Source organism: Flavobacterium sp. ZB4P23 (assembly GCF_003970375.1).
Taxonomy (GTDB): domain Bacteria; phylum Bacteroidota; class Bacteroidia; order Flavobacteriales; family Flavobacteriaceae; genus Flavobacterium.
This window is the reverse complement of record NZ_RYDK01000001.1, coordinates 79,742-103,697: the sequence shown is the minus strand read 5'-3', so window position 1 is coordinate 103,697 and position 23,956 is coordinate 79,742. Positions and strand designations below refer to the sequence as shown.

Annotated in this window: 25 protein-coding genes; 12 read left to right on the top strand and 13 right to left on the bottom strand. The window is 36.6% G+C overall.

What is annotated here, in order from left to right:
• Positions 1-31 precede the first annotated feature (31 nt).
• Entirely contained in the window at positions 32-358 is a 327-nt protein-coding gene (locus EKL99_RS00480; RefSeq protein WP_126576185.1) for a hypothetical protein, read from the bottom strand.
• 359 nt (positions 359-717) lie between these two features.
• On the opposite strand from EKL99_RS00480, the gene EKL99_RS00475 reads away from it, so the two are divergent.
• From EKL99_RS00475 to EKL99_RS00460, 4 genes are all read left to right on the top strand, one after another.
• The gene (locus EKL99_RS00475; RefSeq protein ID WP_126459461.1) at positions 718-1,185 is read left to right on the top strand and encodes a (2Fe-2S)-binding protein; all 468 of its coding nucleotides are present in this window, start codon (positions 718-720) and stop codon (positions 1,183-1,185) included.
• Between the two features lie 111 nt (positions 1,186-1,296).
• Positions 1,297-1,875, top strand: coding sequence for a hypothetical protein (locus EKL99_RS00470; protein WP_197037187.1), 579 nt, complete (start codon positions 1,297-1,299; stop codon positions 1,873-1,875).
• Between the two features lie 41 nt (positions 1,876-1,916).
• Positions 1,917-4,082, top strand: a complete 2,166-nt coding sequence (locus EKL99_RS00465; RefSeq protein ID WP_197037186.1) for a xanthine dehydrogenase family protein molybdopterin-binding subunit — start codon at positions 1,917-1,919, stop codon at positions 4,080-4,082.
• Positions 4,083-4,263: 181 nt separating this feature from the next.
• The gene (locus tag EKL99_RS00460; protein WP_126459455.1) at positions 4,264-5,403 is read left to right on the top strand and encodes a cysteine desulfurase family protein; all 1,140 of its coding nucleotides are present in this window, start codon (positions 4,264-4,266) and stop codon (positions 5,401-5,403) included.
• A 46-nt stretch (positions 5,404-5,449) separates the two neighbouring features.
• Here EKL99_RS00460 and EKL99_RS00455 read toward each other — a convergent pair whose 3' ends face one another.
• The 8 genes from EKL99_RS00455 to EKL99_RS00420 form a co-directional block, all read right to left on the bottom strand.
• On the bottom strand, positions 5,450-5,890 hold the full coding sequence (locus tag EKL99_RS00455) for a molybdenum cofactor biosynthesis protein MoaE (RefSeq protein ID WP_126563719.1): 441 nt from the start codon (positions 5,888-5,890) through the stop codon (positions 5,450-5,452).
• Positions 5,890-6,996 (bottom strand): HesA/MoeB/ThiF family protein, encoded by a 1,107-nt coding sequence (locus EKL99_RS00450; RefSeq protein ID WP_126563718.1) that lies wholly within the window; start codon positions 6,994-6,996, stop codon positions 5,890-5,892. The genes EKL99_RS00455 and EKL99_RS00450 overlap by 1 nt, the downstream gene beginning before the upstream one ends.
• A gap of 1 nt (position 6,997) precedes the next feature.
• A complete protein-coding gene (locus EKL99_RS00445; RefSeq protein ID WP_126576183.1) occupies positions 6,998-7,225 on the bottom strand; it encodes a MoaD/ThiS family protein in 228 nt (75 codons plus the stop codon).
• A 285-nt stretch (positions 7,226-7,510) separates the two neighbouring features.
• Entirely contained in the window at positions 7,511-8,245 is a 735-nt protein-coding gene (locus EKL99_RS00440; RefSeq protein ID WP_126576182.1) for a sulfite exporter TauE/SafE family protein, read from the bottom strand.
• Between the two features lie 56 nt (positions 8,246-8,301).
• On the bottom strand, positions 8,302-9,480 hold the full coding sequence (gene glp, locus EKL99_RS00435; protein ID WP_126576181.1) for a gephyrin-like molybdotransferase Glp: 1,179 nt from the start codon (positions 9,478-9,480) through the stop codon (positions 8,302-8,304).
• On the bottom strand, positions 9,477-10,064 hold the full coding sequence (locus EKL99_RS00430; RefSeq protein WP_126576180.1) for an NTP transferase domain-containing protein: 588 nt from the start codon (positions 10,062-10,064) through the stop codon (positions 9,477-9,479). Before EKL99_RS00430 ends, glp begins: the two co-directional genes overlap by 4 nt.
• Complete coding sequence (gene moaA / locus EKL99_RS00425; RefSeq protein WP_126576179.1) at positions 10,064-11,044, bottom strand: GTP 3',8-cyclase MoaA; 981 nt, start codon at positions 11,042-11,044, stop codon at positions 10,064-10,066. The genes EKL99_RS00430 and moaA overlap by 1 nt, the downstream gene beginning before the upstream one ends.
• A 2-nt stretch (positions 11,045-11,046) precedes the next feature.
• A complete protein-coding gene (locus EKL99_RS00420) occupies positions 11,047-12,177 on the bottom strand; it encodes an XdhC family protein (protein ID WP_126563716.1) in 1,131 nt (376 codons plus the stop codon).
• A 214-nt stretch (positions 12,178-12,391) separates the two neighbouring features.
• Here EKL99_RS00420 and EKL99_RS14390 point away from each other — a divergent pair, with 214 nt between their 5' ends.
• From EKL99_RS14390 to EKL99_RS00395, 6 genes are all read left to right on the top strand, one after another.
• On the top strand, positions 12,392-12,565 hold the full coding sequence (locus EKL99_RS14390) for a hypothetical protein (RefSeq protein WP_156063247.1): 174 nt from the start codon (positions 12,392-12,394) through the stop codon (positions 12,563-12,565).
• A 203-nt stretch (positions 12,566-12,768) separates the two neighbouring features.
• The gene (locus EKL99_RS00415; RefSeq protein ID WP_126553364.1) at positions 12,769-14,322 is read left to right on the top strand and encodes a PglZ domain-containing protein; all 1,554 of its coding nucleotides are present in this window, start codon (positions 12,769-12,771) and stop codon (positions 14,320-14,322) included.
• A gap of 61 nt (positions 14,323-14,383) precedes the next feature.
• Positions 14,384-14,791 carry a tRNA (adenosine(37)-N6)-threonylcarbamoyltransferase complex ATPase subunit type 1 TsaE gene (gene tsaE / locus EKL99_RS00410; RefSeq protein WP_126576178.1) on the top strand — a complete coding sequence of 136 codons (408 nt, stop codon included), beginning with the start codon at positions 14,384-14,386 and terminating at the stop codon, positions 14,789-14,791.
• Positions 14,792-14,799: 8 nt separating this feature from the next.
• Positions 14,800-15,273, top strand: a complete 474-nt coding sequence (locus EKL99_RS00405) for a GNAT family N-acetyltransferase (RefSeq protein ID WP_126576177.1) — start codon at positions 14,800-14,802, stop codon at positions 15,271-15,273.
• A gap of 94 nt (positions 15,274-15,367) precedes the next feature.
• A complete protein-coding gene (locus EKL99_RS00400) occupies positions 15,368-16,567 on the top strand; it encodes an alanine dehydrogenase (RefSeq protein WP_197037185.1) in 1,200 nt (399 codons plus the stop codon).
• Positions 16,568-16,603: 36 nt separating this feature from the next.
• Positions 16,604-16,978 (top strand): DUF4258 domain-containing protein, encoded by a 375-nt coding sequence (locus EKL99_RS00395; RefSeq protein ID WP_126451527.1) that lies wholly within the window; start codon positions 16,604-16,606, stop codon positions 16,976-16,978.
• 147 nt (positions 16,979-17,125) lie between these two features.
• Here the strand turns inward: EKL99_RS00395 and EKL99_RS00390 are convergent, their stop codons facing one another.
• Positions 17,126-17,794, bottom strand: coding sequence for a uracil-DNA glycosylase (locus tag EKL99_RS00390; protein ID WP_126561540.1), 669 nt, complete (start codon positions 17,792-17,794; stop codon positions 17,126-17,128).
• Positions 17,795-17,907: 113 nt separating this feature from the next.
• Here EKL99_RS00390 and EKL99_RS00385 point away from each other — a divergent pair, with 113 nt between their 5' ends.
• Positions 17,908-20,073: a DNA mismatch repair protein MutS gene (locus tag EKL99_RS00385; protein ID WP_126459416.1), complete on the top strand. Its 2,166-nt coding sequence runs from the start codon at positions 17,908-17,910 to the stop codon at positions 20,071-20,073.
• Between the two features lie 87 nt (positions 20,074-20,160).
• Positions 20,161-20,577 carry a thiol-disulfide oxidoreductase DCC family protein gene (locus EKL99_RS00380; protein ID WP_126459413.1) on the top strand — a complete coding sequence of 139 codons (417 nt, stop codon included), beginning with the start codon at positions 20,161-20,163 and terminating at the stop codon, positions 20,575-20,577.
• Positions 20,578-20,844: 267 nt separating this feature from the next.
• Here the strand turns inward: EKL99_RS00380 and ettA are convergent, their stop codons facing one another.
• The 3 genes from ettA to holA all read right to left on the bottom strand — a co-directional run bounded on the left by ettA (position 20,845) and on the right by holA (position 23,863).
• Complete coding sequence (gene ettA / locus EKL99_RS00375) at positions 20,845-22,539, bottom strand: energy-dependent translational throttle protein EttA (protein ID WP_126459410.1); 1,695 nt, start codon at positions 22,537-22,539, stop codon at positions 20,845-20,847.
• Positions 22,540-22,610: 71 nt separating this feature from the next.
• Positions 22,611-22,793 (bottom strand): CAL67264 family membrane protein, encoded by a 183-nt coding sequence (locus EKL99_RS00370; protein WP_126459407.1) that lies wholly within the window; start codon positions 22,791-22,793, stop codon positions 22,611-22,613.
• A gap of 65 nt (positions 22,794-22,858) precedes the next feature.
• Positions 22,859-23,863, bottom strand: a complete 1,005-nt coding sequence (gene holA / locus EKL99_RS00365) for a DNA polymerase III subunit delta (protein ID WP_126576176.1) — start codon at positions 23,861-23,863, stop codon at positions 22,859-22,861.
• Positions 23,864-23,956: the final 93 nt, after the last annotated feature.

Here is a 23,956-nt window from a genome sequence, read left to right as displayed (position 1 = left end):
TCGGATTCCAATATTTAAGTAGTGGACTTTCTCAGTGAAAGAGTAAAGTATAAAAAAATACAAACCCAAACGTAAGAAGCGTAATTAATACGAATCCAAAGAACATACTTCTTTGGGACTCAATTACTGGTTTGTTGTCTTTGTATAAACTCATCACCACTCCATTAGCACCGTACCCAAAAATAAATTTACAGGCTACTTCTTGCTCATTTTCAATCATTTTAAAATGATGTGTAGCTCCGGTTATCGAATTTTTTTCCGAAACTACTTTTCCGTTCAATACGATAGTTTCTTTTGCCATAAAAGAATTAAAAACTTCTATCTTATTGTCTCCAAGAGTGATTGTTGTAAACTTCATTATTCAATTTGCTTTAGTATTTAATTACGTCCTTTCAAAGTATTATAAATCTCTGTTGTTGGGTAAAAGTATATAATTATTGAAGCAATAAACAGGACTGCACATTTAAATCAGAATTTTAAGGAATAAAACCATAATATAAACCTCAAAAATGTACTTATTATCTCATTGTCAGATGCAACCCCTATTTTTACAATAGTAAAAGTGAGTTGAGAATCATAATACAGTATTTACTTTTCGTTAAATTTAGTGTTAATATTAGAAAACCTTTATTTTTTTTAGTAAGTTTAAACATTAGATATTTTTTTACCTATTTTCAGGAAACTGTCTATTGATCTTTAATCTAATTTCAAGTACTTATGATAACATTAAACGTAAATAATAAAACCTATCAAGTTGATGTAAGTCCGGACATGCCTCTACTATGGGTAGTAAGGGACACACTGGGCCTGACTGGAACAAAATTTGGTTGTGGTGTTGCACAGTGCGGAGCATGCGTGTTGCATCTTGATGGAGAAGCAGTTCGATCCTGCGTAACTAAAGTCAGCAGGGCCGAAGGAAAAAAAATAACCACAATTGAAGGCTTGTCTTTACATAATGACCACCCAGCGCAACTGGCATGGAATGAAATGGATGTACCCCAATGCGGATACTGCCATTCCGGCCAAATCATGTCAGCTGCAGTGTTATTGAGAGAAAATCCAAAACCGACTGATAAGGATATTGATGACGCGATGTCAGGAAATATTTGTCGATGCGGAACCTATCCTCGTGTAAGAAAAGCCATTCATTTAGCCGCACAATTACAAGAAAAAGATAAAAGATAAAAGATACTTCAATATACTAAATCAACTTTTTATAGGATATTCCTCTCTTAAAATAATCAATTTACTATGGCTTCATTCCAAAAAAATAAAACGGCTGTTATTCTCTTTTTTTTGCTCGTTAGTGTAGTTGCATTGGGCTGGACACTAAAACCGGAGAATGAAAGTGAATATATAAATATTAATCCTACTGTAATCATCAAGGACAGCATTGCCTCTGTAAAAGCATTCCAAAAGGTTTATAAAGTTTTAATGAGTCCCCGTTGCGTGAACTGCCACCCTATTGGTGACGTTCCTTTACAAGGAGAAGACAGTCATTTACATGTCATGGCTCCTAAACGCGGTATTGACGGAAGAGGATTATATGCCATGAAATGTACGAATTGCCACCAAACTCAAAATACACCTGGATTACATACACCACCAGGAAATTCAGACTGGCACTTGCCACCTGCTGATATGAAAATGGTTTTTGAAGGCAGAACAGCACACCAGCTGGCAAAACAATTAATGGATCCATCTAAAAACGGACATATGGATATTAATAAACTCAAAAAACATGCTGATGATGCTTTTGTTCTTGCAGGATGGAATCCGGGCGAAGGGCGCAGCCTACCGCCACTGACCCATGCAGAGTTTAAAAAAGAATGGCTGACATGGCTAAATAACGGTGCATATGCTCCCGCCAAATAATTTCTAAACCAGAGTATTGTAAAATAAATAATTTCTAAAGTATGATGGATTCAAAAAACAATTTAGTAAATACAAGACGAAGCTTTCTCAAACTTACTGGTTTGGGTGGGGCTGCTCTTTGTATGGGGTTTTATTTACCCGGCGATACAGTTCCAACTTTAATAAAACCATCCGATTTAACAGCAGCTGATATTGAAATGTGTGCCTGGATACTCATCAATACCTCCGGAAAAGTAACCATAGTGAGTCACCGTGCAGAAATGGGTCAGGGTGCCTATCATTCCATTCCGCAAATTATAGCCGAAGAACTAGAAGTAAATTTAAAAGATATAGACGTAGTATTTGCCCAAGGAAATGAAAAAAAATACGGAAACCAGATTACTGGTGGTAGCTCAACCATAAGATCCGCGTACAAAAAATTACTAAAATTGAGCGCCACGGCACGTGAAATGCTGATTGCCGCAGCTGCGCTCCAATGGAATGTATCCGTTGACGATTGCTATGCCGAAGCAGGACATGTTATTCACAGGCCTTCTGGCAAAAAGAAACACTATGGAGAACTGGCAACCCAAGCTTCAAAATTAGAAGCTCCTAAAAATCCTAAACTCAAAAAAATATCCGAATATAAGCTTATCCGCCAGCCATTACACCGTTTGGATACGCCCATGAAAACAAATGGGACTGCTATTTTTGGCCTCGATAAAAAGATTCCAGGCATGCTCTATGCAGCCGTAGAACGAAATCCAAGACTTCGTGGAACTGTAAAAAGTTTTGATGATTCCGTGGCAAAAAAAATTCCTGGGGTAAAACAGATTTTTGTGGTAAAAATGGTGGTCCACAATACCATTCGGGAAGGAGTCGCCGTTGTGGCTGATTCGACTTGGGCAGCGATGCAGGGGAAAAAGGCTTTAATAGTTGAATGGGATGATACTGGATTTGAACATGTAAACAGTCCCGAAATATTCAAACGCCAGGAAGAATTTATAAAAACAAAGGAAGGATTGCCTCTTAAATCTCAAGGTGATCCTACTGCAATCATAGAAAAATCAAATAAGAAACTGGATGTAATCTACCAGACCCCGTACCAATCGCATAGCTGTATGGAACCGCTGAATTGTATTGCCAATTTCCAAGGAGATACTGTAGAAATTTGGGGTCCGATTCAAGCACCTGGATGGGTTCAGGATTTTATAAGCACCCAAATGGGAATTGCAAAAGAAAAGGTAATTGTAAATATGACTTTCCTCGGTGGTGGTTTTGGAAGAAAAGCCTTTACCGATTATCCTCATGAAGCGGTATTGATTTCAAAAGAAATTGGAGCTCCGGTTCAGGTAGTTTGGACACGAGAGGATGACCTTAAGCAGGGCCCTTACCGACCAGGAATCTCTTATCGTTGTGAAGGTGTAATAAAAGGCGGGAAAATTGAAGCGCTTAAATTTAGAATGGCAGGCCAAAATAACGACCACTGGAGTGGAGGAAAGAAAGACGTTCCTAATGATAGTACCAGCGAAGGATTCCTTGAACCCTATTATGCGAGTATCAAAAATTTAAGCATTTCAGATGTTCCCTTTGAAACACCACTACCAACAATGTGGTGGCGTTCAGTGTATGCTTCTACAAACGGATTTGCGTTTGAAAGTTTTATGGATGAAATGGCTGTAGAAGCTGGCGCGGATCCGCTGGATTTTAGAAGAGCTCATCTACAGGATGAAAGATGCCAAAAACTAATTGACAAAATGGAAGAAGTCTCCGGCTGGAAAAAAAGAAGTAAAAATGAAGGCTATGGTGTAGCCATCACTGAATGTTTCAAATCAACGGTAGGACACATTGTAAAAGTTTCAAAAAATGCCTCTGGAGGTGTAAAAATAGATAATGTTTGGGCCGTCATAGATTGTGGCTGGTATGTAAATCCGGATATTATTCGCGCGCAGGTTGAAGGTTCCATCGTCATGGGTCTGGGTGCGGCAACAATACATGAAATAACATTTAAGGATGGTATAGTAGAACAAAATAATTTTTATGATTACCCAATGCCTCGTATTACGGATATTCCACAAATAGAAGTGTATATTATAGACAATGAAGAAGATGCAGGCGGAGTTGGAGAACCCGGTCTTCCTCCTTTTGCACCAGCGTTGACAAATGCCATTTTTGACCTGACAGGCAAAAGAATACGAAAATTACCGTTTAGTCTGGCAACGGTATAATGCCCTATTTTTTTAGCCAGAATCGTTAAAACTTCAAAATGATTCTGGCTAAATTTTCTACCTTTGAAGGTGATGGCAATTACAAGCTCTTTTTTAATTCCTATGCTCCGCAAAAGCAGATTCTTAAAAACTCACAAAAGAACTAAATAAGCATAAAACCTACTTTACAACACTAGTTTAAATGTCACTTATCCAAGAAAAAATCTATTTAGATAATAATGCAACAACGCGTATTGACGATCGGGTGCTTGATGCCATGCTTCCCTATTTCACTAATTTTTATGCCAATGCAAACAGTAGCCACCTGGCTGGATTAACGGTGAAAGAAGCAGTCGAACAGGCCAGATGGCAAACAGCGGAACTAATTCAAGCAAAACCAAACGACATTATTTTTACCTCAGGTGCAACAGAAGCAATAAATCTTGCAATCAAAGGACTTGCAAACGAAAAACGCAAACATATTGTTACTGTAATTACAGAGCACGAAGCCGTTTTGGATACTTGCCTTCACCTAGAAACCATCGGATACAAAGTCAGCTATTTAGGCGTCAATAAGGATGGTATTTTAGACCTAGACCTTCTTACAGCAGCCGTGACCGAAGAAACTGCACTAGTAATTGTCATGATGGCAAATAACGAAACGGGGACACTCCAGGATATTAAAAAAATCGGGGAAATTGCTAAATCTAAAGAAGCCTATTTCCTGTGCGATGCCACTCAGGCTATAGGAAAAATTCCAATTAATGTCGTTGATTTAGGCATTGACCTTCTGTCTCTTTCTGCACATAAATTTTATGGACCAAAAGGCATCGGTGCATTATTTGTTTCCAAAAAAATAAAAGCAAAATTAACGGGTCAAATCACTGGAGGTGGTCAGCAAAACAGCAAACGAAGTGGTACTTTAAATGTTCCGGGAATCATCGGACTTGGCAAAGCCTGCGAAATTGCAAGCTTAGAAATGGAAAAGGACAGAGATAGGATAACAATAATGCGAGACTTACTTGAAAGGGAACTATTGAAAATACCCGCATCTTTTGTCAATGGTTCGCAAACAAATCGTCTTTACAATACGACCAATATTTGCTTTCGAGGCGTGAATTCTGAAAATCTTATTCTTGCTTTGCAAAATATTTCCGTTTCTAATGGTTCGGCCTGTTCGGCTGTTACATCAGAACCTTCACATGTCTTGAAAGCATTGGGTCTTACAAATGAAAATGCCTTATCTTCGATCCGATTTAGCTTAGGAAAATTTACCACTTTAGCAGAAATTGAATTGACAATTGCTACCGTTTCCGAATTAACACGGCTATTAAAGTCATAAAATAGTATGTTCTAAATCGGATTTAATCCAAGTACGAAAATTAAATTCAGCTATTTATTTTCCACTGATGGGATTGGTCATTAAAAATTTCTTTTCCCCAAATCTGAAGTTCTGCTTTCACGCGTTCTACAATTTCATTACAGGCTTCCATGGCAATGTTTCTGTGCTTAGAAGAAGTGAAAACAAACAGGCATATTTCACCCGCATTGACCACCCCAAGACTGTGATGCACATGCATACAGCTTAACTCATATTTAGAAAATAGCTCTTCCCTGATTTCCTGCATTTTTTCTAACGCCATCGCTTCATAAGCACTATATTCAATAGCTTTCACTGTTTTGCCATCAACAACATCTTCCCGAATCTGACCCAGGAAAATACTGTGCGCTCCAATATTTTTTTTAGTCGCATGTTTTGCAATGCTATCTGCTATAAATAATGGAGGAATAGCTCCTTCAATGAAAATATTTTTGATTTTTTTGATCATTATTTAAGATCTTTTAATGCATTGATGCCGTCTTTTAAGTGGCTTATTTTTTTGGTAGTTCCAAATTTTTCTAATAAAAGTGCCCCTGCTATCAAGCTACGTTTTCCACTTTGGCAGAATAATAGAATCGTACGTTCACTAATTTCTGGAATTTTTTCACTCAGCCCGGATAAGGGAAGAGCACAATATTTGAAATCAGCTTTTGGAAGCTCGTCCTTTTCCCGGACATCAATTACAATAGTATCGTTATTGGAAACTTGGTCTAAAAAATCAATAACAGAAAGGGTTTCAATTTCGGTACTTGCGAGTCCGCAGAGCAAGTTATATTCTGTGGCTTCGAATGTTATTTCATCTTTTGGTATCAAATCAGAAACGGAAACTTCCATATTAATTTCAATGACATACAGTTCATAATTAAGCAAACTGAATGTAAGGAGTCTATTAACCAATACCTCCCCTATTCCTGTAAGTAATTTAATCACCTCCCCAGCCTGCATCAACCCGATGATCCCGGGTAAAACGCCTAAAACACCCGCTTCATTGCAATTTTGAACTTCATCCGGTTTTGGAGGTTTAGGAAACAAATGGCGGTAGTTCGTCTTGTTCTTATTTTCATCTTCAATATTAAAAACAGCCACTTGCCCTTCATATTGATAAATAGCACCAAAAACCAAAGGCTTCTCTAACAAGACACAGGCATCGTTTATCAAATAGCGGGATGCAAAATTATCAGTGCAATCCACTATAATATCATAGGCACGGATGAGTTTTATTGCATTTTTAGAACTAAGTGCAATGACATAGCCCGTAATACTAATTTCAGGATTGAGGCTTAGTAGTCTTTTGCATGCAACTGTGGCTTTGTCTTTACCAATGTCATCCGTCGTGTATAAAACCTGTCGTTGCAGGTTGCTTAAGGATATGATATCATGATCTACAATGCCAATGGTACCAATCCCAGAGGCAACAAGATACTGCAAGACGGGACATCCTAAACCACCCGCTCCTATCACAAGCACCTTGGCTTTCTCCAGTTTTTGCTGTCCTTTAGTTCCAAAATCTTGAAGTGAATAATGGCGGGAATATCGGGCGTTATAATTTTCCATATTATCCTCCTGAATAAGGTGGCATAAGTGCTACCGTATCATTTTGACCAAATAAAACATTTGTTCCTGCTAATTTCATGTTGACTGCTACCGCATATTTACGATCCGACAATTCTGGAAAAAGTTGCTCTAAAGCTTCTTTCATAGACACGATGTCAGTAGCGTGCAGGCAAATTTCTTTTCCCATAATCGCTGTAATCGAACCAAATGCTATAATTTTAATTTTCATATGTAGATAATATTTGCAAAGCCTGATTTTTTATGATTTTTTCAAATACGGGCGTTTGGGGAAATTACAATAAATCTATCTTTATCCAAAACATCTTAATGCAAAATTCCGCTAAACGTTCTGAATATTTTTTTAATTACGCGTTGTTATTCTGAATTATCAAACATTTATGAGCCATAAATCATCATTAATACTAGTGTCTAAATTTAAGCAAAATTAATTTTAAAAATCCTATATTTATACTTAAACCTATTAAGAATATAATTACTCCTAATTTACATATAACTAAGCTTTTGAAAACACTAATTTATAGGAAGCCAACAGCAAAACTACAGCCAGTACATATTTCAGAATAGTAGCATTAAATTTCTTAGAACCTAAATAAGCACCCAAAAATCCTCCGACCAAAGCTACACCAACAAACAGAGCCATATCTCCCGTGAATGTAATACCTCGTGTGAGCATACCACCTAGCCCCGCTAGAGAATTCACAAATATGAATGCCGCACTTATGGCCGCAGTCTGTTTTTGATTGGTCCATTGCAACAGTAATAAAAGGGGTGAAAGCAAAATACCTCCTCCAATACCAATCATTCCCGACAGCAAGCCCACGATTCCTCCACTAATAATTGCTACGGAAACAGTATGGGGCCTCAATTGACAATCTTCTACATTTTTGAAAAAGAAAAAACGAAGAATAGGAAAAAGCAATAACACTCCCAAAATTCGCTTGTAAACCGTTTCTTCAACGGTAATCATTCCGCCAATAAAGGCCATGGGAATCGACATTGCTGCAATTGGAATAAATATTTTTTTTGAGAAAAACCCACCGCGATAATAGTGTAAAAAAGAAGTTATAGAAACGAAAAGATTGAGCACTAAAGCAGTCGGTTTCATTTCTTCAGGAGCAATACCATAAAGTGCCATTAGCGCCAGATAGCCACTGGCACCACCATGACCGACCGAAGCATATAAGAAAGCAACAAAAAAAAGAATTACGTAAAATACTTCTATAGACATTCATTTAATGAGTTAGGGATAAATAGTAAAAATATTGTTTTTTTTTGAAACAAGTATTATCCAGGCAGGAGATGAACGGCAACTTCTTCTCCGGCTAGGCAACCTTTTGATTCTTCCGGCAAAACAATAAAGCAATTCGCCTGAGCAAAAGAGTGCAAACGGAAAGATTCTTGTGCATGCAAGGGAGTTACTGTTCCATTGCTATACGAGGCCTTTAGAAAATGTGTTAATCCCGAAGCTTTAGGATAATCATGTGTAACCCTAGCGGTAATTTCCGTCAAGCTATTAGTCAAGCCCATACGATTTTCAAGTACTGGTAACACATACTCGTAAAAACAAGTCAGCGAAGACGAAGGATTTCCAGGAAGTCCAAAAATCAATTTGTCTTTTTTTGTTCCAAAAAACAAAGGCTTCCCGGGCTTCTGCTTGATTTTGTGAAATTGTTGCTCGACACCACACCGCTGCGCCACAAGAGGCACAAAATCATAATCGCCCACACTAACGCCACCGTTCAAAAGAACAATATCATGAGTGTCAAGCGCTTTTTGCAAAACGTCCTGTAATACTTCAATCTGATCTTCAGCAGTTTGTACTGTAATATCTCTGACGCCAATTTTATTTAAAACGGCTTTCAATTGAAAAGAATTGGCTTCATAGACTTGACCAAATTCTAAGGGACGACCTGGTTCTTGCAATTCATTTCCGGTAAGGATAATAGCCACTTTTGGAGGTGAATATACCCAAACTTCCGCACAGCCTATTCCGGCTAGAAAGCCTACTGCTGCCGGGGAAAGATAAGTTTCAGCCGCCATGGCAATGACTCCGCTTTCAACCTCTGCTCCTTTTAGTCTTACATTTGCTCCTTTGAAAAGTGTCTGGTCTTCAACTAGTAGTTTTCCGTTTTCAAGGCATATCCGTTCTTGCATTACTACGGTATCAGCTCCCTCCGGCAAAGGAGCGCCGGTAAATATTCTCGTAGCCTCACCTTTATTAAGTACCAGTTGTCTACTCGTACCAGCCGCCATTTCTCCTATAATGGTAAGAAGACTGTCCTTATCTTCATATTTCATAGCATAACCATCCATGGAAGATTGATGAAAATTTGGAATGTCTATCATGGCTCGAATGTCTCTTGCGGTCACTTGTCCATGAGCATATTGGAGTGCGACGAGCTCACTTTTTTTTGTCAAAGCTGCTCCCATAATTAGTTGTTTTGCTTCTTTTACAGAAATCATTTGGGATGGATCAGTTGTTCGTAATCTTCTATAGTGTCGATATCAACAGCCCCTTTTTCAAAGGGAATGCTGGCCACATCTTTTTTGTATTTTTCAATCATTTTTCGGGCTCCGGCATTACCAGAAAGCTGCATTAGCTCAGTAAAGTATTTTCTGCTGAACAAAACGGGAGTTCCCATCGTATTGGCATAACTAGAGGCGATAATACCTTTTCCGGTTTTTTTATGCTTTTCAATTAAGCTGCGGAAAACAGCAGCATCAATATGAGGCTGGTCACAAACGGCCAAAATGCAGTGCTCAATGTCTAAATTAACAAGCAGCAACTCCTCCAAGCCTTTGCTTATCGAAGACCCCATGCCTTTTTGCCAATCAGGATTTCGGCAAATTAAAACCGAATTAACTTCTTTTTCAATAGCGGTGTTCTTTGAACCCATTACAACAATCGCTTTAGTGCTTACTTCGAGTATTTGTTCTACAGTATGAAAAAGTAAGGTTTTACCATTAAATTCAAGTAACTGTTTGGGCCGACCCAAGCGCGAGGACCCCCCCGCTGTCAATAGTACTATTCCTGTTTTATTTTCCATCAGCCGCCTATTGTAATCATACTTCTATTTTTAAGTTTACTGGCATTTATATCTTCAAAAACACCACTAAATTGTCCTCCTAAAGCTTTGGCCTTAGCCATAATAGTGTCTTTTATCAAAGGCAAAATTTCTTGACCGGAACGTAAAGCGCCAAGCAAATCGGTTTCCTCTTTAGAGAATAAGCAATTTTTTAATTTTCCATCAGCCGTCAGTCGCATGCGGTTGCAAGTTTCACAAAAAGGAGAACTCATTGTACTAATTACAGCAAAGGAACCCACATGACCCGGAATCATATATTTTTTTGAGGTATCGTTGGGTTCGGGCTGCACCGGAAGGACATCATATTTTGAAGCGACTTTCAACAAAATCTCTTGCAGGGTAAAAACTTGGTTACTCGTCCAGTTATTACCACTGAAAGGCATGAATTCGATAAACCGTACTTCGATTGTATTGTGTTGGGTCAGTGCTATAAAATCCAGAATTTCGTTCTCGTTGAGGCCTTTCATCACAACCACATTTATTTTCACACGAATCCCGTGCTGCAACAGCAATTCGATATTACTTCTGACACGATGATACAAATCTCTTCGGGTAATTTTCAAAAATTTATCGGCTTGCAAAGTATCTAAGCTGATATTTATCGCCTTAATATTTGCCGCTAAAAGCTCGTCTAGCATTTCATTTATCCGCACGCCATTGGTAGTAATAGCGAGTTCAACTCCTAATTTTCCCAAAGATTCTATAATCCGTGGAGCGTCTTTTCGTACCAAAGGTTCGCCTCCGGTCAGGCGAATTTTTTTTACGCCATTGGCCACGAATAATTTGGCGATGGTTTCGATCTCTTCAACCTGCATTAATTTAGAGGCTGGTGCAAAGGCATAATTTTCTTCTGGCATGCAATAAAAACAGCGTAGATTGCAATTATCAGTCAGTGAAATCCTGAGATAGTCGTGAACGCGTCCGAATGTGTCTTTTATCATAATCAAGTATTTTTAATCCCATTCGTAGCAGGGTGTATTTTATTTTTTTTGTGTTTGAGCGAGTTCGCCGTTTTTCCTTCCATCACTGCTTTTATTTCTGCTACAACAGAAAGCGCTATTTCTTCTGATGTTTCCGCACCAATATCAAGGCCTATCGGACCATAGATTCGATCCAGCTGTGCTTTAGTTACCACAATTCCTTCGGCGCTCAAATCATCGAACATGCGGTTCAGTTTTGTCTTGGGACCTAATATTCCGATGTACATACAATCAGTTTCCAAAAGCAATTTTAAAACTTCCAGATCATATTTGTAGTTATGCGTCATCAGGACAAAGAAAGTCCGGGAGTCAATGCTGCTGTTTTCTACTAATTGCAGTGGCTTGGTTACAAGTATTTGCTTGGCTTCTGGAAAACGTTTTGCGGTTGAATGCGTTGCTCTTCCGTCACCTACAAGTACTTCCCAACCTAATAAATTAGCCATTTTTACTAATGGTTGCGCATCATTTCCTGCACCGGCAAGTACTAGCGAAACTGGGAGTGGGATGTATTCGATTAAAGCTTCATGTTCATGATCTTCTAGCTGTATTTTTTTTATAATCGATGATTTGCTATAAAGTACTTCCTTGAAAGCTACATGCAATGCCTTTAAATCAGTTCTTTGACTAATCACCAGATCTTCTCGGTACACTAATACAGTCCCTATTTGTACAGTATTCCGCTCCAAGGAAAACAAGGTCAAAACCACGGCTTCTTTGCGTTCTGCTACCGATTGTTCCAACAAGTAAATCGGATTACATACTGCACATTCATCGATGTATTCAAAAAGAATATGGACAATTCCGTTGCATCCTAATTGCACTCCAAAATCAGAATCGCTTTCATCACTGGTATCGTAGGTAATTAGCTTATTTTGTTTTTGGTGTATGGCCAGCAGTGCTTTTCGCAAGGCATCGCCTTCAAGGCATCCGCCGCTAATAGCACCGGTCAAAATACCGTCTTCTGTTACAAGCATGCGTGCGCCCGGCTGACGGTAAGAAGAGCCTTCTACTTTGACCACTGTTGCCAATGCTGTTTTTTTTCCACTCGCTTTGGCTGTTGAATAGGCTTTTAAAATATCTGTAACTTCTTTCATTAGTCTTTTTTTTAACGGCTTAGATTCTGTTTTTAAAATATTTTCTCTTAAAAATAAAAGAAATAACAGAGTAAGCGATACACAACATGAATGGAGTATCGTACAACAGAATATCACATTCAATTGTATAACCATCAGTTTCAATTTTTTAGCAATACGAGCCGAATGTACCGCTCCGATTGACTAATCAATTCCGAAATTTAATCAATTTATTATGGATATCAAACCTATTCACAACGAATCTAGGTTAAAAAAGCCTGTCACGAAGGAGTTTTTAGATAACACGGTAAGTGGTGTGCTGGTTTTAAATGATAAATTTGCCATTAGATTAGGCGAAAACAATACCAAACACATGTATTATATAGCTCAAATTTCATCTAAAATATAGCGTACAGTCAGACCCGGACGGAGTTTACGAACGATTAGGTACACCAAAAAATTAACTTAAAACAGAATTAAAGTGAATTGTAATTTTAAAAATTATAACGTAAATATGTTAAAAAATTATAATAACATTAGCAGATAGCAATTCCAAAAAAATGTAATTTGCCACTTTAATTTAGTTCTTTCGAACACCTGTTACTACAACTTATGGATAAAATAAAAATACTTTGGGTAGATGATGAAATCGACCTTTTGAAACCACATATATTATTTCTGGAAAAGAAAAATTACGAGGTTACGACCTGTAACAACGGACTTGACGCCATTGGAATTTTTGAAGAAAACAATTTTGATATTATTTTTCTGGATGAAAATATGCCTGGAATGAGTGGTTTGGAAACGCTGTCAGAAATGAAGGAGAAAAAATCTTCGGTTCCCATGATTATGATTACGAAAAGCGAGGAAGAATACATTATGGAGGAAGCCATAGGGTCAAAAATTGCCGATTATTTGATCAAACCCGTGAATCCAAATCAGATTTTGTTGAGTTTAAAGAAAAATCTGGATCATTCCCGATTGATTTCTCAAAAAACAACGCTGGATTATCAGAAAGAATTTAGAAAAATCACCATGGAAATGGCGATGGTGAATTCCTATGAAGACTGGGTTGAGTTATACAAAAAATTAATTTTTTGGGAACTGGAATTGGAAAATATCGATGATCAGAGTATGATTGAAATTTTGGAATCCCAGAAAACAGAAGCCAATTCCCAGTTTGGAAAATTCATAGAGCGCAATTATGAGGATTGGTTTGCTCCAAAGGCCGATAAACCGGTTCAATCGCACACATTATTCAAAGAATTAGTGCTTCCTGAACTCCAGAAAAAAGACAAGCCTATTTTGTTTGTCGTAATTGATAACCTGCGCTATGATCAGTGGAAAACCTTTGAAAGTGTAGTAGGAAATTACTATAAACTAGAAAAAGAAGTGCCTTACTATTCTATTCTTCCTACGGCGACACAATATGCGCGAAACGCTATTTTCTCCGGTTTAACCCCGCTGGAAATGGAAAAACAGTTTCCGAAATACTGGAAAAACGACCCGGAAGAAGGTGGAAAGAACCTTTTTGAAGCCGAATTTTTGACGGCGCAACTAAAAAGATTGGGTTTGAATATCAAGGAAGATTATTTTAAAATAACAAGTCTTGCCAGCGGAAAAAAATTATCAGAGGGATTTAAAGCACTAAAAGATAATGATTTAGTAACTGTTGTATATAACTTTGTAGACATGCTTTCCCATGCCAAAACAGAGATGGATGTCGTAAAAGAACTGGCCTCTGATGATAAAGCGTATCGTTCACTGACCTTGAGCTGGTTTAAGAATTCTCCACTTTTAGAAATCATTCAACAAGCTCAAAAAATGGGTTTCAAATTGATTTTGACCACGGATCACGGAACGATAAACGTAAAAAACCCATCGAAAGTGGTAGGTGACAAAAACACTAGTTTGAACTTGCGGTATAAAACCGGACGCAGTTTGACATACGAACACAAAGATGTTTATGCTGTGAAAGAACCAAAAAATATTGGTTTGCCTACCATAAATATGAGCAGTTCGTATATTTTTGCAAAAAATGATTTATTTTTGGCCTATGTCAACAACTACAATCATTATGTGAGTTATTACAAAAATACGTATCAGCACGGGGGTATTTCATTAGAAGAAATGATTATTCCATTTTTGGTTTTTAACCCAAAATAAGTAGTCAGTATCCGTTTTTAACGTATAGCATGAACCTTAAACTTTAAACAATTTCACAAGAATGAATATCATTTTTTCTATTGACGAACTCGAGGAAGTGGCGCAAAAAATCATTACAAAGAATCCTAAAAAAGTGATTCTTTTTCATGGGGAAATGGGCGTTGGTAAAACAACTTTGATCAAGCAATTGTGTAAAACGCTTGGCGTAACCGGAGCAACGAGTAGCCCAACTTTTTCTTTAGTTAATGAATACGAAGCATTTGACAATCAGTTAGTTTATCATTTTGATTTTTACAGATTAAATACTGAATTCGAAGCGCTGGATATGGGGATTGATGATTATTTGTATTCTGGTAATTGGTGCTTTATAGAATGGGCTGAGAAGATCCCAAATTTGATTCCGGAAACACATTCCGTTATAACTATTTCACTGCTTCCTGACGGAAAACGTTCTTTAACCTTAAGTTAAAAGTAAATATGAGTGTAGACAATACCGTTGAAATAATACCATTTGCCCCTGCTTTCAAAGAAGCGATAAAAACATTAAATCTGGAATGGTTACAAAAACATTTTTGGGTTGAACCCAAAGATGAAAAAATACTTTCGGATCCGCAAGGTCAGATAATTGACAAAGGCGGAATGATTTTTTATGCAAAATACAAGAATACCATAGTAGGAACAGTTTCCTTAATGAAAATTGATAATGTCACTTTTGAACTGAGTAAAATGGCTGTTACTGTTAGCGCACAAGGACTGGGAGTTGGCAAAAAATTAATGCTGCATTGCCTTGCTGTTGCCGAAACAAAAGGAATGGAGAAACTGATTTTATATTCGAACCGGAAATTACTATCGGCTATTCATTTGTATAAAAAATTTGATTTCGTAGAAGTACTGTTAGAAGATGGCGTTTATGAGCGAGCCGATATAAAAATGGAAAGAATCATTCACTGAGATTTAGTTGTCTTATAAACGAATTTATCAAGATTGAATTCGTATCGTTTATAAAACTTTTTACGTAAATTGTACCCTTAATTTAACAACATCAATGTCAATAACTATAACACCATTCACAAAACAACAGCTTTTACCTCAGGAGGAAAAACTGGAAATTGCAAGACAAAAAAGTGAACTTTTTATTGGTATTCCCAAGGAAACGAGTTATCAGGAACGCCGGATTTGTCTTACACCAGATGCTGTTACTTCAATTACGTATCACGGACATCGCGTAATGATTGAAGCTGGTGCGGGATTGAGTTCGAGTTATACCGACAAAGAATATAGTGATGCAGGTGCCGAAATCACAAATGACACCAAAAAAGTATTCAGTTGTCCTATGATTTTGAAGGTGGAACCTGCCACACTTACCGAAATTGAAATGATGAATCCGCAAACCATTCTGTTGTCAGCCATCCAATTAAAAACGCGTAAAAAAAACTATTTTGAGGCTTTAACCAAAAAGAAAATTACCGCATTGGCTTTTGAATACATCAAAGACGAAGACGGAACCTATCCTGCAGTAAAATCCCTGAGCGAGATAGCAGGAACTGCTTCTATCCTAATTGCTGCCGAATTGATGATTACTAATGAATTTGGAAAAGGACTATTATTCGGTAACATTACCGGAGTCCCTCCTACTGATGTGGTCATTCTAGGTGCAGGAACGGTGGGGGAATTTGCTGCCAAAACCGCTATAGGATTAGGAGCCAATGTCAAAGTTTTTGATAATTCTATCACCAAACTACGTCGTTTGCAGAATAATCTGAACCAACGAATCTTTACTTCTACCATACAACCAAAAGCTTTGCTAAAAGCATTGAGAAGGTGTGATGTCGCCATTGGCGCCATGCGAGGTAAAGATCGTTGTCCCGTTATAGTGACAGAAACCATGGTAGAACACATGAAAATTGGAGCCGTAATCGTAGATGTAAGCATTGATACCGGAGGATGTTTTGAAACTTCAGAAGTGACATCCCATGAAAAACCAACGTTTATCAAAAACAATGTATTGCATTATTGCGTACCCAATATTCCGTCCCGCTATTCTAAAACCGCTTCGCTTTCCATAAGTAATATAATATCGCCCTACCTAATGAAAATTGCTGAGGATGGTGGTATTGAGAGTGCTATACGTTGTGATAAAGGGTTAAAAAATGGCGTCTATATGTACCACGGAATCCTCACAAACAATGCTATTAGTGACTGGTTTGACTTACCCAATAACGACATTAATTTAATTGTTTTTTAAGAAAACTTTCTGCTACCTTTGCCAAAAATATAATTCATGAAGTTTATACATCGTTTTGCCTATTATCTTGTAGGTTTAGTTATAGGACTGTTTTTTGTAGCGTTAGTTTTCAGCGGCAAAGACACCCGCTGCAATTATTTTCCAAACGCAAGAGTACTAAATGATTTAAGAAACAAACCCTTTTATTATTCCGATAAAGCTTCTCTTATTTTAGCTGAAAAATGGATTGATACTGCCGATATAAAAAATACATTGCAATTTGGAGATGTTGATTTTGACCAAAGTAATATTGATCTTAAGAAAGGAAAACTCTACCTTATAGAAGGTAAAACAATCAAAAACCAAGAAGTTACTTTGAAAGTAATTAATTATGCTGACAGAGCCGTTCTGGAAGATATAATAAAAAAATAATTACTCTTTTATACAAACAAAAACAAATTCTAAAACCAGTACTATTAAAATCTTTTAAACCATTAAAAAATTTAGAAAATTAAGTTTTAAATCCTTAATTTCTTACTGGTTCAGAAAAATATAATTTAAGAATAGTTTAAAAGACTACTACCATTCTATTGGCTCTAAACCATTTCTTTTCAAATAAGAATTTGTTTTACTAAAATGTTTATTCCCGAACCATTTTCCCTGATTTGCACTCATAGGCGAAGGATGTCCGGATTCAAAAACCAAATGTTTATTTCGGTCGATTTTAAGTCCTTTTTTATGGGCGAAATTTCCCCAAAGTAAGAAAACAACATGCTCTTTTTCTCCCGAAATTTTTTGGATAACTGCATCCGTAAAAACATTCCATTTCAAGTGTTTATGGCTATTTGGGCTGTCTTCTCTCACGGTCAGCGAGGCATTCAACAATAAAACACCTTGCTTTGCCCAAGCTTCTAAATTACCGGCAGCAGGCATAAAAATAGTCCCTAAATCATCACTCATTTCGCGAAAAATATTGCGTAACGACGGCGGAATTCGGATGCCGTCATTCACAGAGAAACACAAACCATTCGCTTCGCCTTTACCATGATACGGATCTTGACCAATGATAACAATCTTTACATCTTTGAAACTGCAATAATTAAACGCTGCAAAAATCAATTCTTTGGGAGGATAACAAGTATGATTTTTATATTCCTCATCAACAGTTCCCATTAATTCCTGAAAATAGGATTTCTTGATTTCGTCTGATAAAATGGTTTTCCAAGAGGGATTGAGGTTAATTTGCATGTAATTTATTTTGCCGTAAAGTTCGCAAAGTTTTTCGCAAAGTACGCTAAAAAAATTAATGCATTTCACTTTGAATCTTTGTAACTTTGAACCTTTACAACTTAGATTATAAAATGATATCCATCACCGAAAAAACATTACAAGATTTACAATTTCCAACTGTTCTCGAAACCATTTCGACCATTTGTAATACTGACATTGGAAAACAAAAAGCATTAGAAATCACTCCATTTAAAGACAAGGAAACGTTGGTACAGGCATTAATGCAAACATCGGAATATGTTTCGTCTTTCCAAAATAACAATGCCATTCCAAATCATGGTTTTGATGCCATCACGTATGAGATAAAATTTCTGGCCATTGAAGACAGTTTCTTGGAAGTGGGCAGTTTTAGAAAAATCGCTACCATTTCATCAACGGTAAATTTCCTATTGAGTTTTTTGAGAAAATTCGAAGATTATTATCCAAATTTAAACGCAAGAGCAAACCAAGTTGAACTGACTAAAGAAATTATCACGATGGTCGATGAAGTAGTTGACAAATATGGTGAAATAAAAGACAATGCATCCCCGGATTTATTGAATATCCGTAGGAACATGAATGCGGTTCGCGGGAAAGTGAATCAAAGTTTTGGCACAGCACTGACACAATACAACTCATTAGGATATTTAGACGATATAAAAGAAAGTTTTGTACAAAACAGACGTGTTTTGGCCGTTTTAGCCATGTACCGTCGCAAAGTAAAAGGATCCATTCTGGGCAGTTCCAAGACTGGAAGTATTGCTTATATTGAACCGGAAGCTACCTTACAATATTCTCGTGAATTGAGTAATTTAGAATATGAAGAAAAAGAAGAAATCACCCGAATTTTAAAACAGTTATCTAATTATATTCGTCCTTTTTTACAGTTATTGATTGAATATCAGGATTTCTTGAGTGATATTGATGTAATTGCCGCAAAGGCAAATTATGCTAATAAAATCAACGGAATTTTGCCAACAATTACTGAGGAACGTCGTGTTTATTTTAGAGATGCGTACCATCCTATTTTATATTTGAATAATAAACAGAAAAACGAAATTACACACCCGCAAACTATTGAACTCAGTCAGGAAAGTAGAATTATTGTAATTTCCGGACCCAACGCAGGAGGAAAAACTATCTCCTTGAAAACCGTTGGATTATTGCAACTGATGCTACAATCCGGTATGTTAATTCCCGTTCATGAACGCAGTGAAACATTTTTATTTGATAGAATTTTAACAGATATCGGAGACAATCAATCTATTGAAAATCAATTAAGTACATACAGTTACCGATTAAAGAACATGAACTATTTCCTGAAGAAGTGTAATAGAAAAACTATGTTTCTTATTGATGAATTTGGTACGGGTTCAGATCCTGAATTGGGAGGTGCTTTAGCCGAAATTTTCTTAGAAGAGTTCTACCATCGGGAAGCTTTTGGGATTATTACCACTCATTATTCAAATCTAAAAATTCTGGCTAACGAATTGCCTTTTGCTACCAATGCCAACATGCTTTTTGATGAAAAATCATTAGAGCCTATGTATAAATTGGCATTAGGTCAAGCCGGAAGTTCATTTACCTTTGAAGTCGCTCTGAAAAACGGAATTCCTTTCAGCTTAATCAATCGGGCCAAAAAGAAAATTGAAGTTGGAAAAGTACGCTTTGATAAAACGATTGCCACACTTCAAAAAGAGCGTTCAAAGATGGAAAAAACATCGCAAACCCTCAAAGAAGAAGAAACAAAAGCGCGTGAAGAAGGCAAGAAAATGGAGACTATCAATGTGAAAATCAAACAAAAACTAGAAAGCTATCAGGAATTATACGACAGCAATCAGAAAACGATTTACATTGGACAAAAAATTGAAGACATTTCAGAGAAATATTTCAATAATAAAAATAAGAAAGAATTGCTTGGTGAATTTCTTAAAATTATTGAAATAGAAAATTCAAAACGCAAAAAAGTAACTGTTAAAGAAACTAAAGCACTGATAGAAAAGAAAAAAGAAGTCATTCAAGAAGTTACGGTTCAAGTGGAGGAAATAAGAAAAGAAAAGAAAGAAAAGAAATTAAAAATCGTGGTTGAAAAACCAAAACCAACCTTAAAAGTAGGCGATCGCGTGCGAATGCTTGATGGAAAAGCAGTAGGAACCATCGATTCTATTGAAAAAAACAAAGTAACAGTGAACTACGGCGTATTTACTTCAAAAGTCAGTTTGGAAGCGCTGGAGTTTGTTGAAGCGGGGAAGAAGTAACCAGTATTCAGTTTGCAGTCTCATCACGTATTTCATCATTTTGATGAAGCAGAAATTTCAATCTAGTTGAATTATAAAATTTAAATTATGCTCAATATTCCTAAAGACAAAAAAATAATTCTCTTTGACGGCGTTTGTAATCTGTGTGATTCGGCGGTGCAAGTGATTATTAAGCATGATACTAAAGATATTTTCCGATTTGTCGCCTTACAATCTGATTTGGGTCAAAAAATCATCAAACATTTGGGAGTTAATACACAAAAAACAGATAGTATTATTCTGTATCAGCCTGGTTTTGCTTATTATTATAAATCAGAAGCTGCTTTAGCAATAGCTAAAAACTTAGGTGGGCTATTTTATTTAACCACTATATTTTCGATATTCCCCACATCGTTCAACAATTTCTTTTATGATTATATCGCTGTAAATCGATACAAATGGTTTGGAAAAAAGGAAAGTTGTATGATTCCCACAAAAGAGTTAGAGGCTAAGTTTTTAGACTAAAAGACCAATTATAATAATTATCATGCCTTTTATTTTATGAGAAGCCTGAATTTGAACCAACTTAAAATAAATGGATCAAGAAAGACACTACACTTTTTTCTTGGGATAACGGAACTTTTATAATGGTTGTCAAATTTGGTTTAGTCAACGTAGAAATTTTTTAGCAGTTTTCATTATGATGAATTCCGACAGAACAAAAATTACAGAACAAAAAAAGAGGATGTCTATTAGTCATCCTCTTGCTGTTATTAACAAATTTCAGAAAGACTAACTTCTAATTAACTTTCTGTATTTCAATCGTTTTGGTGTTAAATCACCACCCAAACGTTTCTTTTTATTTTCTTCATATTCAGAGAAGCCACCTTCAAAACAATACACTTCAGAGTTTCCTTCAAAAGCTAGAATGTGTGTACAAATCCTATCTAAGAACCATCTGTCGTGAGAAATAACAACCGCACAACCAGCAAAACTCTCCAAACCTTCTTCTAATGCACGAAGTGTATTGATGTCCAAATCATTCGTAGGCTCATCCAGCAAAAGTACGTTTCCTTCTTCTTTCAAAGTCATTGCTAGATGCAAACGGTTACGTTCTCCACCGGAAAGCATAGAAACTTTCTTATTTTGTTCTCCACCACCAAAATTAAATCGTGACAAATATGCTCTTGAATTTACTTGTTTTCCGCCCATCATTATCAATTCCTGACCGTCAGCAAAGTTTTCCCAAATCGATTTATTAGGATCTATATTGGAGTGCGCTTGATCTACGTAAGCAATTTTTACGGTATCCCCAATTAAAAATTCCCCTGCATCTGGCTTCTCTTCGCCCATTATCATTTTGAAGATAGTTGATTTACCAGCCCCATTGGGTCCGATAATCCCAACAATTCCTGCTTGTGGCAACGTAAAATTTAAATTATCATACAATAATTTATCTCCATAAGCTTTAGCAACATTTTTGGCTTCAATTACATTCGTCCCTAAACGTGGTCCATTTGGAATATAAATTTCCAGATTTTCATCTAATTGTTTTTGGTCTTCATTCAGTAATTTATCGTAGTTCTGCAAACGCGCTTTTTGTTTTGTTTGACGCCCTTTGGCACCTTGACGAACCCAATCCAACTCACGTTCTAAGTTTTTTCTGCGTTTTGAAGCTACTTTTTCTTCTAATGCCATACGGCTTGATTTTTGGTCTAACCAAGAAGAATAGTTCCCTTTCCAAGGAATTCCTTCCCCTCTGTCCAATTCCAGAATCCAACCGGCCACATTATCCAAGAAGTATCTATCGTGCGTTACTGCAATTACAGTTCCGGCATATTGTGCTAAATGTTGTTCTAACCAAAGTACACTTTCTGCATCCAAGTGATTCGTAGGCTCATCCAAAAGCAATACATCAGGTTGTTGCAACAACAAGCGACATAAAGCGACACGACGACGCTCACCACCAGATAAATTCTTAATTGGCGTATCGCCTTCCGGAGTACGCAAAGCATCCATGGCAATTTCCAGTTTAGTATCGATTTCCCACGCTCCCAATGCATCAATTTTGTCTTGTAAAAGTGCTTGACGATCCATCAATTGCTCCATTTTATCGGCATTTTCATAGACTTCCGGCAAACCAAAACTATCATTGATTTTATTGAATTCTTCTAAAACTGCCATTGTTTCAGCAACTCCTTCTCTTACAATTTCAATAACCGTTTTAGTATCATCTAAAATAGGTTCTTGTTCTAAATACCCTACCGTATAACCCGGTGCAAACACTACATCTCCTTGGTAGTTTTTATCAACACCGGCAATAATTTTTAATAAAGAAGATTTTCCGGAACCATTTAAACCCAAAATACCAATCTTAGCTCCATAAAAGAAACTCAAATAGATGTTTTTAAGTACTGGTTTATCTGCTCCTTGATAGGTTTTACTCAATTTTGACATTGAGAATATCACTTTTTTATCGTCTGCCATCTCCATTTTTTTAATTTAAAATTATATTATCTATTTGCTCTTAAGTCTCATATCTACATTAAGAATAACTACTAAAGTCTGCCTTTAAGTGAACTAAACACCCAAGCATTAGCCAAAAAGCCAACACCTACAGCTGCAAATCCCCAGCCTGCTACGTCATCATATTTAAAAGCGCCTAATGCGATAAGCAATAAACCCATTACAATCATTATCAAAGTAGCCCAACCTAAAATAGTATTTTTATTCATTCCCATAATTGTGGTATTTATTTTTAATAACCCGAAGTTTCGGGAGTGCAAATATCGGAAATTTTTGTCCTTTAATTAAATATTTTATAAAGCATTTCTCGTAACAAATCAGAATGCGACATTGCATTGGCGCCAACACCCTTGCTTTTGACATCAATATCTCTTAAAGCACCAACAATCTGACTCACTTTTTTCATGGGATAGTTTTTCAAAGCCACATCATATTCTTTCAAAAAAAACGGATTCACGCTTAATACGGCAGCTACATTTTTAGGATTTCTGTCTTTCAAACCGTGGTATTTTAGTAATTGGATAAAAAATCCAAAAACCAAACTGGTAGTCACCACCATTGGATTATCTTTTGGGTTTTGGGCAAAGTTTTCAGCAATCGTATACGCCTTTAATTGGTTGCGTTCGCCAATTGCTTTTCGCAATTCAAACACATTAAAATCTTTGCTAAACCCTATATTTTCCTCAATATGTTTAGGAGTTATGGTACTTCCCGCTGGCAAAATAATTTGTAATTTTTCGAGTTCATTGTTTATTTTACTTAAATCTGTCCCTAGAAATTCCACTAGCATGGCACTAGCTTTAGGCTCTATAGCATACTTTTTACCTGCTAAAACACGTTTAATCCAGTCCCCAACTTGGTTTTCATACAGTTTTTTACTTTCATAAACCACTCCGTTTTTAGTCAATAACTTGGTTAGTTTTTTACGTTTGTCTAGCGTTTTGTATTTGTAACAAAAAACTAAAACGGTTGTTGCCATTGGATTCTCAGCGTAGCTCTCCAGTTTGTCTATCGTGCGAGTCAAATCCTGTGCTTCTTTGACAATTACTACCTGTCGTTCCGCCATCATTGGATAGCGTTTTGCGGTCGAGATAATATCTTCTATCGTAACATCCCTTCCGTATAAAACGGTCTGATTGAATCCTTTTTCTTCTTCTGTTAATATTTTATCCTCAATATAAGTCGCTAATTTATCAATATAATATGGCTCTTCTCCCATCAAAAAATAGAGGGGCCTGATGGTTCCGTTTTTTATATCATTTACAATTTTTAATACTTCATCCATTTTCTTTTTTGTTTGAAGTTTAAAGTTTAAAGTTTGTTGAATCGTATGAAACTTTACACCTTAAATTTTAAACAAAATAACTATTTTTGCTTC